This window comes from Ensifer sp. EB106-05-01-XG146, from assembly GCF_058791875.1.
In genome coordinates, this window is the sequence record NZ_JBYTDX010000003.1 from 1,332,757 (window position 1) to 1,345,987 (window position 13,231).

Below are 13,231 nucleotides of genomic sequence, written 5' to 3' on the forward strand. Positions count from 1 at the left end.
AAATCCATCAGTCAAATAGCTGCCTATTGAGGAGTTAAGGAAATGGCTGCGAAAGAAGTCAAGTTTCATACCGATGCCCGTGAACGCATGCTGCGTGGGGTCGATGTTCTTGCCAATGCCGTCAAGGTGACGCTCGGCCCAAAGGGGCGCAATGTCGTTATCGACAAGTCTTTTGGCGCCCCTCGCATCACCAAGGACGGTGTCTCGGTCGCCAAGGAAATCGAGCTGGAAGACAAGTTCGAGAATATGGGCGCGCAGATGCTGCGCGAAGTCGCCTCCAAAACCAACGATCTCGCCGGTGACGGGACGACTACGGCCACTGTGCTTGCGCAAGCGATCGTCAAGGAAGGCGCGAAGGCCGTTGCTTCCGGCATGAATCCTATGGATCTGAAGCGGGGCATCGACCTTGCGGTTGACGCGATCGTGAGGGAACTCAAGACAAACGCCCGCAAGATCTCCAATAATTCGGAGATCGCCCAGGTCGGCACCATCTCGGCCAACGGCGACGAGGAGATCGGCCGCTACCTGGCTGAGGCGATGCAGAAGGTGGGCAATGAAGGTGTCATCACCGTCGAGGAGGCCAAGACTGCAGAGACTGAACTCGAAGTCGTTGAGGGCATGCAGTTCGACCGCGGCTATCTCAGCCCGTATTTCGTAACCAATGCGGACAAGATGCGGACCGAGTTTGACGATCCCTACATCCTGATCCACGAAAAGAAGCTTTCCAACCTTCAGGCCATGCTGCCCGTTCTCGAAGCGGTGGTGCAATCCAGCAAGCCGCTGCTCATCATCGCTGAAGATGTGGAGGGCGAAGCGCTAGCGACGCTGGTCGTCAACAAGTTGCGCGGCGGCTTGAAGATTGCAGCGGTCAAAGCTCCGGGCTTCGGCGATCGCCGCAAAGCCATGCTTGAAGATATCGCCGTTCTCACCGGCGGCACGGTTGTCTCCGACGACGTCGGTATCAAGCTTGAGAACGTCACCCTCGACATGCTCGGTCGGGCAAAGAAAGTTGCGATCGAGAAGGAGAACACAACGATCATCGACGGCGTTGGCGCCAAAGCTGATATCGACGGCCGTGTCGCACAGATCCGCGCCCAGATCGAAGAAACCACGTCCGACTACGATCGCGAGAAGCTCCAGGAGCGTCTGGCCAAACTCGCCGGCGGTGTTGCTGTCATTCGAGTGGGCGGGTCGACTGAGGTAGAGGTGAAGGAAAAGAAAGACCGCGTCGACGATGCGCTGCATGCCACCCGAGCGGCCGTTGAGGAAGGTATTCTTCCGGGCGGCGGTGTCGCGCTGCTGAGGGCCGTCAAGGCGCTCGACGATCTGCCTTCGGCCAATCGAGACCAAAAGGTTGGGATCGAGATCGTTCGACGTGCGGTCGAGGCCCCGGTTCGCCAGATCGCTGAGAATGCTGGCGCAGAAGGCTCAATCATCGTCGGCAAGCTGCGCGAGAAGATGGACTTCTCCTACGGCTGGAACGCCCAGACCGGAGAATACGGTGATCTTTACGCCCAGGGCGTGATCGACCCGGCGAAGGTCGTGCGCACAGCGCTCCAGGATGCTGCCTCGGTCGCTGGCCTCCTGGTAACTACCGAGGCGATGATTGCAGAAAAGCCGAAGAAGGACGCCGCGCCAGCACTACCGGCCGGCCCTGGCATGGACTTCTAAAGCGATGGTTCAGGCCCGTTCTCACGGGAGCGGGCCTGACGACTCCACCGATCGGCCCCGCCGGCTGGTCCACAGGTTGGTGGTGCCGCAGCTATTAAGTGAGGTAGAAATGCAAATGAAGATGTTTGACCGGCCACTTTACCTGCGTGAAAGGAAGGATCTAATCCTCGAAATCACAAACCTGGACGATGCGATCGATTTCCTTGAGGAGTGGTCCAAAGGAGACCGTGACATCATTCACGACGCAACCCTGAAGACGTGCTACCTCGCCCACGACGGACATAAGCCCCTTCAGGTGGCGCGAGACGCACTGCGCGCCTTCGCGAAGAAGAAGGGTATACTCGTGAAAACTCCCGCGGTTGCGCCGTGGATGATCAAAGCAAAGTCCGGCGGCGGGCGACTCTCGCCGTAAACCAACCTTCCCGCGAGAGGCTGCGATTGCAGCCTCTCCCCCAGATCCTTACGCTCGCCCGTATCGGCGAAGTATGCGGGCGAGCAAGCAGTGGCAGCCGGCAATTCCACTGCTTAGGGAACGAGCTCGGGATGCACTACAGGCGCATTGTCCCCCGCTTCAAAGGGACGGCGTGCTCGCCCCGACGACTTTACGACTTATCCTTTCTCAGCGCGAGCATCGTCATCACTTCCGCCTGCAAATCCAGGCAGATCTGACGATACTCATGTATCAAGTGCTCACTCCTCGTCATCTCTCGCTCGAGCTTGTCAAGTGTCGTCGATGCCAATGCGTAGGCCTCGAAAAGCTCACAGATGCGTTCGTTCATCGCGCCCCGCAACTGCTCGCGATGGCGTGGCAGTACCATGGCCAGCCGAACCCGCCCCAGTTCCAACAAGCTCATGCGCCTTCCAATCTCGCCCGGCCCGCATTTGCCAACGGCGCGAGGGTCGGGACCGCAAGGGATTGCTCCCCACAAGCCTTCATATCTCGCGCTGTTCGCGACGTCCGGCAAACATCATTGCTTGTTACGCGCGGAAGAGAAAGTACGTAACAGTTAACACTTGCCATGGCAGCCATAACCCGGCCGTCGACGAACAAAGCGTGGCTGTTGCTTCGATCTTGGCGCGAAAGGGAGGCATCGGATCGTGAAGACTGGCGCTGGCGCCGTGGATGAAGACGATCGGCGGGAGATCGGCCTTGCTACCGGGCTTCACGTGTACTGTTCAGCCTGACGCCTCAGACATGGATGCGAACCGCCCGCTCTCCGGGCCATCGATCGCGCCGGGCCTGAAATGGACGCTGATCGGCCCGAAATTCATGGCTATCGAGCGGACGCTGATCGTTCACCGGAATATAGTGGATTTACGCATCAGATACGTCGGCGACAAGCAGCCGGCTCCGTTCTTGAAACGAGATCGAAGGTTTTTTAGTCGCCGCACGCCCTGATTGGCGAGACGCCCCCTCCGGGGGCTAGCCCAAAGCGGCAAACCACCGTCGTTCCCGGTGAGTAAGTCGCCGTGCCTTTCAAATCGACGCTTGTCTCACCGCCGGAAAAAGTGATTTCAGGTGCACCGAAGCTATAGAACCCACCTTCGACGAGTTCCACCGAATGAACGATCCGGGACAGGCCGCGTTCATTTGGCACCAGTTTCCGTTCCGCCACGACGCGTGACGAAAACTTGGTTGACAACTGCGACACGGTAGCTCCCCTCGCCCAGGCGTTCCTCTTTCCAGGGCCCGCCTTCCACGACCGCCACGACGCCGGGGCTGACCAGCACCTCCTGGGCAACGGCCTCATTTGCTGTGAAGAGTGCAAGACACCCGCAAAGAATGCGGAGCTTGCGGTTTCGTTTTAGCTTGCGCTCGTTCATTCCCTTCTGGCCACCAAGACTTAAAGCCTGCCCAGCGAATTTCAAGAATCTGTCGTCGCAGCGATGCTTCCCTTGATGAAAGAGAGAAATGTGCTTTTTCAATTCCGTGTTTGTGAAGCGCCTATGAAACACCGGAAAAAGCCGCAGGCGATGGTCGGGGTTAGACATCTCGGGCGCCCGCGGGCAAATAGAAGATCGTCGACGCCATGCTGATCGAATATGCGCAACCTGCTCGGCCGGTGACGGGCCGACTATGCGGCCGCCATCCAGGCGCTGCTCGATGAAAAGTTCGCGTTCCGATGATTGCGATAGCCGATCGCGGTGTGGATGGTGTCATACTGGCGCTCAGGCCTTCACAGTCGCGAATGCTGCGCTAGTGGACGGTCGTGGGCCATGGGACGTCCACGTACCGACCAATGGACCGAAGGTAGGCGACGATCTCCTTGGCTCTTTCCTGCGATAAGGTGTCTCGCGATCTCTGCGGCTGCGCAATCGCGCGACAGGCCGCGCTGCCGCAATATCCCCTGGAAGATCTAGTTCATTTCCTGGGGAGGAAGGTTGGGCGACATCTCTGTGATCTCTGCAGCTGGAGAGCCGAGCGCCTTCCGTGGCCGGGCCATACCAGCTAGGTCGAATTATTGCTTGGGTGCGACGGAAAATCAGATTTCGGGGTGGGGCGGTCAAAAAGATGGCCCCGAAAGGTCATGACGGGGCCGAGGACAGAGTGTACGGAGGCCCTCGTTTAGAAGGGATAACTCGGGCCTCAGGCTCTGAACGGTCATAGGCGGCGACTGTTTCCGCGCTTTCATGAAGATCCTACGAATTGCGCGGCTTGGGGAAGCCTCATTTATGCGGGTATTACCACGAAGCTATCAGACTTGAATGTGCCGTCTTGTGTACTCTCCGACCTCTTAGGACGTGGAAATGAAACGGCCATAAGGAATGGCCCCGTCGGGAAGCGACGAGGCCATGGGCACTTATCGGGCTTCACTTCCGGAGGGATTGTGAAGGTGTCACCCTGATCGGCGAAAGGGCTCCACAAAGCCAGAACCGCCGATACTCCAAATGGGTTCCCGGTCCTCCCCGAAAAAAGATGGCCCCAAAAAGGCGCAGTGTGCTTTGTCTTGGGCCAGGAGGATGGAAACACGCTGGGCGCGGGTTGTTAGCTGGGACACCAGAGGTTCCTTCGGCGAAAGCCCGCCCCAGGGTCTCCCAAGGGCGGTAATGAAGCGAGAGTTGCCGGCTAGAAGTCAAAATAGACTGTCACGCCTTGCCGCCGCTGATAGTAGTCTCGATGGCCGTATCGGTAATGGTCACGATAGCCGTAATACCGGGAATAGCGGGGGTAGCACCTGTCGTAGTAGCCGCAGTGACGATGGGCGTACTTCCGTTTCCAGTGGCGATCCGCATGCTCATGACGATGTTTCCGGTGCTTTACCTGTTCGACATCGCCGGTCTGCACTTGTTCCGGTTTCGGCAGGTAAATAGGCGCGGCGTTTAGCGGTAGCGCGAAAGATGCCGTCAGGACGACGGCGCCAAGGGTGGATATTATCAGTTTCATTCGACGCATCCTTTCTAGCCTTAGCTTGGCTCCTCAAGCCTGAACGTCAGCTGAACCGTCCTGGCTCGACGCTTGCGGAGCTGCGCTCGGTGAGATCTTTGGCGGCAGGGGGCTTCTGATACCGCTTGTGCTTAACCGGCAATTGGCGGAGCGATTAGGATTCGGCAATGCAACCCGGACCTTTGCGCGACCACGTCGGACCTAAGTCCGAGGCGTAGCCGATCAAAGAAAACGGCCCCCGTGCTCGGGGAGAGCGGGGCCCGGAGGAAGGGCATAATGCCACTCGGCTGCAATCCGGGGACTATTGATCGTAGGCGGCCAGTAGACGCACAGGGCTGGCGGAGGGTCCTCTGCCTTCCATTATTGTAGATACTTGTAATTGCGCGTCGCGAGCAGACCTGCTCAATATCAGAGTATGGGCAGGAAACTTTCAGACTTGGCATTGAGAAATCCAAAGCTTCTCGCTGAACTCGAGCGGCGAGGGTACGAGTCCGTAGACGACATGAAGCACGTTCCCACGACAGACGCGTTGCGGATGAAGGGAATGGGCGCAAAATCGTGGCAGAAGATCTGTGACGCATTGGGCAGTGACCCAGCCCAGCCGTGAGGTTCGAGAGCCATTTTCCGTGATCATTGGTGCAACTTTTTTCATGGTAGTCCCCTAAGGAAGAGTCGCGATCTGGGGTCACCAAAAGGCCTCGCCGTATGCGCGCAACGACGCCAGCTGGCTTCACTAAGCCCGGGCGCGCTTTCAATCCCCGGGATACAGCACTGTTGATGGGCGTCAACGTCGGCGTGCCGCGTCGACTCGGGCAAGCCTATGTCTCGGCCCATCGGCCAGAGCCGAGCCGGGTGTCCAAAACTGGTTAACCCCGAGTGAGACTGCCCGCCTACTGCTGATGCGGCGTTCCAAAGTCGTTCGCCGATCGCTACGAACCGTCAAGCTGCAGAGTGCTCGGCTTCATCATTCCTGATCTCGGTCACGTCCTAAAGATGGAAACTACTTTCCGAGCCCAGCAAGTCCGGGAGCTGGGCCGGAGATGCTACAGGGCCATATGACGGGTGAGAATAAGCCCGCTTCGGCAACTCTATAGAGGAGATGATGGACTGCGGGCGCCCAGTCGCGGAGGTCTTCGCAGTTACACTTAATTTGAGATTCTCAGCCCACGGAATCTCGAATTAAATGCCAACCAAGGAAACAGCCACATTCTTACGTTAGTGCCAAACGATAAGCAGCATCAGCTTGGAGCAAGGATGCAGGCAGGAAATGCTCAGGTCGCATGATGGCGCGTTCTTGGAGAGTCTCTCAGCCGCTTTGCCGAAAGAAGCGCGTAGTTCGACGAGTGATCGTTTCTCATTAACCACCTCGCTTTCGCCACTCTTAACCGACCCGTGATATCTACTCGTCGTTCTATAGCAGGTTCAAGCATGTCCAGGCATTCACAGTGGTTGTTTAAATGGCTGATCCCGGCGGGCATATCGGCTTTAATAGGTCTAGTGTTGGTGAGTACGCTGCACTGGGCGGCATCCAAGACCGATGAAGTTGCGAGGGAACGGCAGCAGGATCTGATCTCCTTGATAGTGTCTCAGTTGCAAGCGAAGATCGCACACGATCAAGAGAGCGCAACTGTTTGGGACGACGCTGTAGTCAAGGTCGCCGAAGGTGATGTTTCCTGGCTTCAGGCCAATCTCGGCGAATGGATGAACACCTACTTCGGCCATGACGCCGCAATCGTGCTTACGTCAAACGATGAACCGGTTTACGAGTTTATCGTCCCGTCCAAATCCACGTCGTTGCACGCTGATCTGCGCACCAGCTACATGCCACTCGTCGAGCGGCTTCGAGCGCGGCTTCGCGCGGGCGATCGCGAAGGTATTTCTGGCCGCGTTCTTTCCATTGGCGAGAGCGATTTAAAAATCGTTGGCTCGCGGCCGGCGGTGGTCAGCGTAAAGCCGATTGTCTCCGATACCGGTGAGATCACCCAGCCGGCGGGCAAGGAAAGCCTGCACGTTGCTGTACGGTTTTTGGACACGGACTTTCAGCGATCAATCGCGGCGGAATACCAATTTGCAAACATCCGGTTCACGCCCGAGGATCATGTCGAAGCAGGTCAATCGCACATCGTCTTGAAGTCCGACACGGGGGAGGTCGTCGGATACCTCAGGTGGAATCAGTTTACGCCGGGCCTTAATGTTCTGAACGCGACGCTCCCGACGATTGGATTGGCGGTGGTGGCAATCTTCCTCACCACATGCGCAGCTGGACATTTGCTTTGCCGGCGCTCTGTGCGGCTTGCGTCAAGTCGGGCGCAGCTTCAGCATCTCGCGATGCACGACACACTGACCGGATTGGCCAACAGAGGCTACTTCGAACGCGAAGTTGCAGCACGTCTAAGGGGTGCTTTTTCCAGTAAAGATTGTGGCGTGCTGTTTCTCGACCTCGACCGGTTCAAGGCGGTCAACGACACCTATGGCCACCCGACCGGCGACAAGCTCATCCGCATCGCAGCCGAGCGTATGAGGAACCTCTTGCCGGACGCGCTCGTCGGACGGATAGGTGGCGACGAATTCACTGTACTTCTGGAAGGTCGCGACCGGAACGCGATTGAATCGATCGCAAAGGAGCTGGTCGGTTGTATGCGTGAACCATTCGACATCGAGGGTCTCAATATATCGATCGGCGCGAGTGTTGGTGCGGCAGTTGGAAATGCGCAAATGGACGCAATTGAGCTGACGCGGCAAGCGGATATCGCGCTCTATCACGCGAAATCTGCGGGGCGGAACACTTATGCTGTGTTTGGCGCTCATATGGACGAACTTCTTAGAACCCGGAGAAAGCTAGAGGTAGATCTACGCGCGGCAGTCGAAACTCCGATACAGATTGAAACCGTCTATCAACCTGTTTTCAGCGCCGATGGAGGTACCGTGCGTTCCATAGAGGCTTTGTCTCGCTGGCGCCATCCGCAAATGGGTCTGGTCGCACCCGACGTCTTCATTCCGCTCGCGGAAGAAATCGGGGTGATACATCAAATTGGGGCGATCGTACTTGAGAACGCTTGTCGTCTGGGCGCCAGTTGCAAAGCGGTCGGCGTGGCCATAAACGCCTCAGCGGTTGAGTTGGATTCGTCCGGCTACTGCTTAAGAGTATTGACAATGCTTTCGAAGTGGGGCGTCGCGCCTGCTCGCCTCGAAATCGAGATTACAGAAACCGCAGCAATCAAAGGCGAAGAGCAGACGGATCGAAACATTGCGATGCTCAGGGCTGCAGGGGTTCGTTTCGCGATCGATGATTTCGGGACCGGGCACTCGTCGTTCGCGCGCATTCAAAAGATGGCGGTCGATAGGATTAAGATCGACAAGTCCTTCGTGCAAGCCATTCATCATGACCGAAGCCGCGCGCTGGTGGAGGCGATGATCGCCATGGCTCGGGCTCAAGGTCTCAGCACTACGGCCGAGGGGGTCGAAACCGTAGATCAACTCAACGCTCTCAAGGTTCTTGGCTGCGACAACGTCCAGGGCTTCCTCATGTCGAAACCGATACCTCCAGACGAGTTGATCTCCCTGCTTGAGAGCGGCAGCGTTGAGGAAAGCGCTAGGTTTCGCACGTGACGATCCGTGCCGGATTGCATGGATGCTTCAAAAGCGGCCAGGAAAGCTTTCGGATTGCCGTCCACAATTGAATGGGGAAATATAGCGATCCGGCGGAGGTTGCTATAGTGGTCGAGGCATTCCTGCCGCAATTCTCGAACCACATGCAGGCTTGAACATCCTGCACGATGGCGATTTCAGCCGAGCGTATTGAGAATGATACCAACGTCTTGTGGCCGCGCGCACGCCAGTCAACGTCGGCGAAGCTGCCCGACGACCCGATCGCCCAATCGGTTTCTGTCGCCCTCAAACAAGCACGGCCAGGTGAGAGGTGCAGCTTTCATGTGACAGCACCGTTATCAAGATGATAAGCGTCAATTCGCTTTCAATTGGGAATGCGGAAGAGATGATGCTCAGTGGTCGGACCAGCTTAATGCGCGGCTTTTCGGATCGCGTGTTCCGCGGAAGTTCGTCGCCCGCCAAAGCCCACGGATTTGCGGCCACTACGGTCTTGATTGCCTTTCTCCTTCGCTATTTCCTAATGGGTGTTCTAGATGATCGGGCAATCTACATTCTTTTCGTGCCCCCCGTCCTCCTTGCAGCCGCAATCGGGGGCATCGGTCCCGGGATCCTTGCTGTCATCGCTTCAATCGGTTCGGCAGCCTATCTTCGGTCACTTACTCCTGGCGGGGTACAGATACCGGAATTGGTCGTGTTCACCACCGTGGGGGTCGCAATTTCCTTCTTGGGAGAAATGCTCCGACGCGCTCAACATGAGTTAACAACCGCTGACGAAGCCTTGCGTACTAGAGAGGCGCATCTTCGGTCGATCCTGGACACTGTTCTCGACGCCACCATCGTCAGCGAGCAGGACGGCACGATCGTATCGTTCAACGCTGCGGCCATCAGACAGTTTGGCTACCGCGAAGATGAGGTGATCGGCCAAAATCTGCGGATGCTGATGCCGCAACCCTATCGCAAGGAACACGACGGCTATCTCGAGCGGTACCTCTCGACCGGTGAAAAACGTATTATCGGAACCGACCGTGTGGTCGTCGGTCAACGAAAGGACGGGTCGACCTTTCCCATGAAACTTGCCGTCGGGGAGATGAGATCCGGTGGTCGAAGGTTTTTCACAGGTTTTATACGCGACCTGACTGAGCGCGAAGAATCGGCCGCTCGTCTGCAAGAGGTTCAGACGGAGTTGGCTCGCCTCGCCCGTCTCAACGAAATGGGCGAAATGGCCTCGACGCTCGCCCACGAATTGAACCAGCCACTCTCCGCTATAGCCAATTATGTCCACGGTTGCGGGCGGCTGCTTCAGCAAGCCGAAAGTCCGCGCGACATCCAGATACGGGATGCGCTGAAGGAAGCCGGCGAACAGAGCCTGCGTGCGGGACAAATCATCAAACACTTGCGGGAATTCGTCACCAAGGGAGAGACGGATAAGTCTCCCCACAACCTGCGGCAACTGGTCGAAGAAGCCGGCGCGCTTGCTTTGGTCGGGTCGCGTGAGAAAGGCGTGCGAACGGTCTTCGATTTCGAATCAGGCGCAGACCATGTCCTGGTCGACCGAATCCAGATACAGCAGGTGCTGACAAACCTTATGCGCAACGCCGTAGAGGCGATGAAAAATACGCCCAAGAAGGAACTTTTGGTCACCATTCGGCGCTTGGGCACTACAGAGGTCATGATTGCGGTCGAAGACTCCGGCGCTGGCATACCTGAGGAAATTGCCGCCAACTTGTTTAAGCCGTTCACAACGACCAAGGCTGGTGGCATGGGCATTGGGTTGTCGATCTCCAAGCGCATCGTCGAGGCGCATGGTGGCGATCTAACCGTCTTCAGCGGGAGTTTGGGCGGCGCGCGCTTCAGCTTTACCTTGCCGCAATACAACGAGGAAGAAGATGCCGATTGACGACTTCACCGTGCATATTGTCGATGACGAAGAGGCGGTCAGGAAATCGCTCGCATTTATGCTGACGATGCACGGACTGGGTGTCAGGGTGCACGAGTCCGCCAGCGCCTTCCTCTCCGTTGCTCCCAATCTGCGACAAGCCGTGCTCATTACCGACATGCGCATGTCCGATCTTAGCGGACTGGATCTCATTCGCCGACTGGCCGCCCTCAAGACACCGATCCCGTCGATCATGATAACGGGGCACGGGGATGTACCGATGGCCGTTGACGCGATGAAAGCGGGAGCTGTCGACTTCATTGAAAAGCCTTTTGACGACAACACCATGGTCGAAGCGATTCGACGCGCCTCTGAGCGTCTGAGCGATGCGTCGTCGCCCATAGAGAGAGCTGAAGACATTCGGGCGCGCATCGGCACCCTCAGCGACCGCGAGCGTCAAGTTCTAAGCGCGGTTGTCGCCGGACAACCGAACAAGGCGATCGCCTTTGCTCTCGACATTAGCCCGCGCACCGTTGAAGTTCACCGGGCGAACGTCATGGCGAAAATGCAGGCCCGCAGCCTACCAGAACTTGTAAGGATGTCTCTTGCAGCAGAGGCCTCAGACTAGCGCGCCATCGTGTTGATCTGGAACAAAGCAGATACTTTCCGTCTGTGCAAAGTTTGAGGAATTATCGCGCCTCGAACCCACGGAACCGCAGTGTCCAGCCCGCCACCTGTCGTCACGATTGTGAAAGACGAAGCTTTGCTCCGCTCCCTGGTCTTCGCAATGGAGGCGCATGGATACCAGGTCGAGCAGTTCGGGTCATGGATAGCAGCAAAAGAACGAAGCTCCGTCGAGGAAATCCTGGTCCTTGACGGATCACTGCCGGCGACGGACATCGAAGAGTGTTTGGTGTTGGCGGCCGGCAAGCGAGTGGTATTGCTTGCAGATGAAGACATTGACCGGGTGAGGCCGGGCCGGAACATTCTCGTCCTTCACAAGCCTCTCTCCGGTTCTGACGTAATCGCCGCCTTGGCCGCACTACGTAGTAACGCGTAGTGGAACGAACGAATTTCGCACGCGGCCATGCTTCGTCATGATCTGACCGTCAACAAAGGGTCGGTCCCATGTACGCTTCTACCGCTTCCATCCCCTCCTTCAGCTTCAATGCCGCCGTAGCCCTTGATGGTCGTTCGTTTGCTCGGCCTCGCGCAATCTCATTCTACGGGGCAGAAACTGAAATCTATGCCCAGGGAGAGGTGGCGGGTACGCTCTATCGGATCGAGTATGGAGCTGTTCGGATCTTCCGTCTGCTCGCCGACGGCCGCAGGCAGGTGGTTGCGTTTCACGTTGCCGGAGAGACCTTCGGTTTCGAAGCGCGGACCATGCGCAGCTTCTTCGCTGAAAGCATCGCCCCTACGGGTTTGACAATCCTAACCTTCGAAGAACGAGGCCGCTGTTCTTCAGAGTTAATGGCTCTGGCGCTTGAGTGCATGGTGCGGGCGCAGGAGCATCTTTTGGTCGTCGGAAAGCAGAGCGCGCTTGAAAAAGTGGCCGTCTTCCTCGTTGACCTTTTCGAACGTCAAGGCGCAAACGGCACGATCGACCTTCCAATGACCCGGACAGACATCGGCGACTATCTTGGGCTGACGATCGAGACTGTTTCACGAAGCTTCTCTAAGCTGCGATCCATGGGGGTGATTCGACTCAAAAGCGCACGCGCGGTCGAGGTATTGAACCTCACAAAGCTACGACTGATGAGCGAATAGGCGGTTCATCGGGCTCGCGGCCGCGATACACCCGCTTTTGGGGCGAACAAGACTGCCAACGCAGACCGAACGCGGTGTCGCAAGGGCCTACGCAGTTATCGAGCAGCAGTTCGAGACCGGCTTCAACCGGCTTGTCAAGGAAGGCAGTCCTCTATCCCTGCGCCTTGAAAGCGTGCGTCCGCGATCAAACCTTCCCCTGCGAACCGCGGCGTCGAAATTAAAGTCCGACAAATCAGAAGCCGAGTTTCAGGTCGGGGTTGACGGTACGGCGGATCTTGCGAAAAGCGGATCCGAAATCGTCGTCAAGCGCTACGGCTGCCAAAGCGAACTCGGTCATATCGCTTTCGATGCCGGTGTGCTTGTTGGCTTGTTCGATAAGAGCGGTGCTGATCCTACCGCCGCTCTTTCTGCTCTTTTCGCCCAGCAGGCCGGAATGCTCAGCCGCTTTCATGACCGCATCAATCTGCTGCTACAAGTGAACTTGCCGACCTTCGCACAGCGCACGCGCTTTGCACGCAGCGTTGCCCCTGGCTGTTCTCCCGTTCCACTGTGCTTTCCCATGACAGGCCTCGTGTCTGACAAATCTAGATTTCGTCTAACACAGAGTGGCTCCTCCTCGATATCAAGCCAGAGCTATGTAGCTGTGGTGTGGCTCTGCGACCCACACCACACACAAAGCCACTGGCCGAGTTTCCGGACTCGTCGAAGCGGCCTCTGAGCTGTGAATCGTTCGCTCTGGAACGCTGAGAAAATGCGCGGGTCGCGCGTGAGTCCGAAGTGGCACTTCCCTGCTGTCGGCCTCTGCTCGGTCAACCACGGGATGCGATTGCGCGAGCTTCGGAAGCATCACCGCAACGGCTCCAGTCCACAGCGACGAATCGTTTGATCCACGCCACCACCATCCACGGCCAAGGTCCCGT

At 57.4% G+C, this 13,231-nt stretch carries 12 protein-coding genes; 8 read left to right on the forward strand and 4 right to left on the reverse strand.

All coding sequences use genetic code 11. The annotated features are described in order from the left end of the window. Positions 1-42 precede the first annotated feature (42 nt). Positions 43-1,671, forward strand: coding sequence for a chaperonin GroEL (groL, locus tag AC3WVQ_RS34995; RefSeq protein ID WP_192445640.1), 1,629 nt, complete (start codon positions 43-45; stop codon positions 1,669-1,671). 109 nt (positions 1,672-1,780) lie between these two features. Continuing rightward, positions 1,781-2,083, forward strand: a complete 303-nt coding sequence (locus AC3WVQ_RS35000; RefSeq protein WP_034800001.1) for a DUF982 domain-containing protein — start codon at positions 1,781-1,783, stop codon at positions 2,081-2,083. A gap of 190 nt (positions 2,084-2,273) precedes the next feature. Here the strand turns inward: AC3WVQ_RS35000 and AC3WVQ_RS35005 are convergent, their stop codons facing one another. Further along, positions 2,274-2,525: a hypothetical protein gene (locus AC3WVQ_RS35005; protein WP_192445639.1), complete on the reverse strand. Its 252-nt coding sequence runs from the start codon at positions 2,523-2,525 to the stop codon at positions 2,274-2,276. A 269-nt stretch (positions 2,526-2,794) separates the two neighbouring features. On the opposite strand from AC3WVQ_RS35005, the gene AC3WVQ_RS35010 reads away from it, so the two are divergent. Next, entirely contained in the window at positions 2,795-3,070 is a 276-nt protein-coding gene (locus AC3WVQ_RS35010) for a hypothetical protein (RefSeq protein WP_192445638.1), read from the forward strand. A 188-nt stretch (positions 3,071-3,258) separates the two neighbouring features. Here the strand turns inward: AC3WVQ_RS35010 and AC3WVQ_RS35015 are convergent, their stop codons facing one another. After that, a complete protein-coding gene (locus tag AC3WVQ_RS35015; RefSeq protein ID WP_110819902.1) occupies positions 3,259-3,663 on the reverse strand; it encodes a hypothetical protein in 405 nt (134 codons plus the stop codon). A 1,075-nt stretch (positions 3,664-4,738) separates the two neighbouring features. Beyond that, positions 4,739-5,056 (reverse strand): hypothetical protein, encoded by a 318-nt coding sequence (locus AC3WVQ_RS35020; protein ID WP_089046285.1) that lies wholly within the window; start codon positions 5,054-5,056, stop codon positions 4,739-4,741. Between the two features lie 1,428 nt (positions 5,057-6,484). Between AC3WVQ_RS35020 and AC3WVQ_RS35025 the strand changes: the two genes are divergently transcribed. The 5 genes from AC3WVQ_RS35025 to AC3WVQ_RS35045 all read left to right on the forward strand — a co-directional run bounded on the left by AC3WVQ_RS35025 (position 6,485) and on the right by AC3WVQ_RS35045 (position 12,311). Then, entirely contained in the window at positions 6,485-8,665 is a 2,181-nt protein-coding gene (locus AC3WVQ_RS35025; RefSeq protein WP_110819901.1) for a putative bifunctional diguanylate cyclase/phosphodiesterase, read from the forward strand. A 388-nt stretch (positions 8,666-9,053) separates the two neighbouring features. Beyond that, positions 9,054-10,562 carry a PAS domain S-box protein gene (locus AC3WVQ_RS35030; RefSeq protein ID WP_404527424.1) on the forward strand — a complete coding sequence of 503 codons (1,509 nt, stop codon included), beginning with the start codon at positions 9,054-9,056 and terminating at the stop codon, positions 10,560-10,562. After that, on the forward strand, positions 10,558-11,169 hold the full coding sequence (fixJ, locus tag AC3WVQ_RS35035) for a response regulator FixJ (RefSeq protein WP_162728876.1): 612 nt from the start codon (positions 10,558-10,560) through the stop codon (positions 11,167-11,169). Before AC3WVQ_RS35030 ends, fixJ begins: the two co-directional genes overlap by 5 nt. A gap of 90 nt (positions 11,170-11,259) precedes the next feature. Continuing rightward, positions 11,260-11,601: a hypothetical protein gene (locus tag AC3WVQ_RS35040; RefSeq protein ID WP_192359127.1), complete on the forward strand. Its 342-nt coding sequence runs from the start codon at positions 11,260-11,262 to the stop codon at positions 11,599-11,601. A 68-nt stretch (positions 11,602-11,669) separates the two neighbouring features. Next, positions 11,670-12,311, forward strand: coding sequence for a helix-turn-helix domain-containing protein (locus AC3WVQ_RS35045; protein WP_089046231.1), 642 nt, complete (start codon positions 11,670-11,672; stop codon positions 12,309-12,311). 232 nt (positions 12,312-12,543) lie between these two features. Here the strand turns inward: AC3WVQ_RS35045 and AC3WVQ_RS35050 are convergent, their stop codons facing one another. Continuing rightward, positions 12,544-12,762 carry a hypothetical protein gene (locus tag AC3WVQ_RS35050; protein ID WP_110819836.1) on the reverse strand — a complete coding sequence of 73 codons (219 nt, stop codon included), beginning with the start codon at positions 12,760-12,762 and terminating at the stop codon, positions 12,544-12,546. Positions 12,763-13,231: the final 469 nt, after the last annotated feature.

What these genes read in the sequence shown, in the direction of transcription:
- AC3WVQ_RS35015 (WP_110819902.1), bottom strand. Translation starts at nt 3,663, where the DNA reads ATGTCTAACCCCGACCATCGCCTGCGGCTTTTTCCGGTGTTTCATAGG.
- AC3WVQ_RS35025 (WP_110819901.1), top strand. Translation starts at nt 6,485, where the DNA reads ATGTCCAGGCATTCACAGTGGTTGTTTAAATGGCTGATCCCGGCGGGC.
- AC3WVQ_RS35005 (WP_192445639.1), bottom strand. Translation starts at nt 2,525, where the DNA reads ATGAGCTTGTTGGAACTGGGGCGGGTTCGGCTGGCCATGGTACTGCCA.
- AC3WVQ_RS35000 (WP_034800001.1), top strand. Translation starts at nt 1,781, where the DNA reads ATGCAAATGAAGATGTTTGACCGGCCACTTTACCTGCGTGAAAGGAAG.
- AC3WVQ_RS35050 (WP_110819836.1), bottom strand. Translation starts at nt 12,762, where the DNA reads ATGAAAGCGGCTGAGCATTCCGGCCTGCTGGGCGAAAAGAGCAGAAAG.
- AC3WVQ_RS35010 (WP_192445638.1), top strand. Translation starts at nt 2,795, where the DNA reads ATGAAGACGATCGGCGGGAGATCGGCCTTGCTACCGGGCTTCACGTGT.
- AC3WVQ_RS35045 (WP_089046231.1), top strand. Translation starts at nt 11,670, where the DNA reads ATGTACGCTTCTACCGCTTCCATCCCCTCCTTCAGCTTCAATGCCGCC.
- AC3WVQ_RS35030 (WP_404527424.1), top strand. Translation starts at nt 9,054, where the DNA reads ATGCTCAGTGGTCGGACCAGCTTAATGCGCGGCTTTTCGGATCGCGTG.
- AC3WVQ_RS35020 (WP_089046285.1), bottom strand. Translation starts at nt 5,056, where the DNA reads ATGAAACTGATAATATCCACCCTTGGCGCCGTCGTCCTGACGGCATCT.
- groL (WP_192445640.1), top strand. Translation starts at nt 43, where the DNA reads ATGGCTGCGAAAGAAGTCAAGTTTCATACCGATGCCCGTGAACGCATG.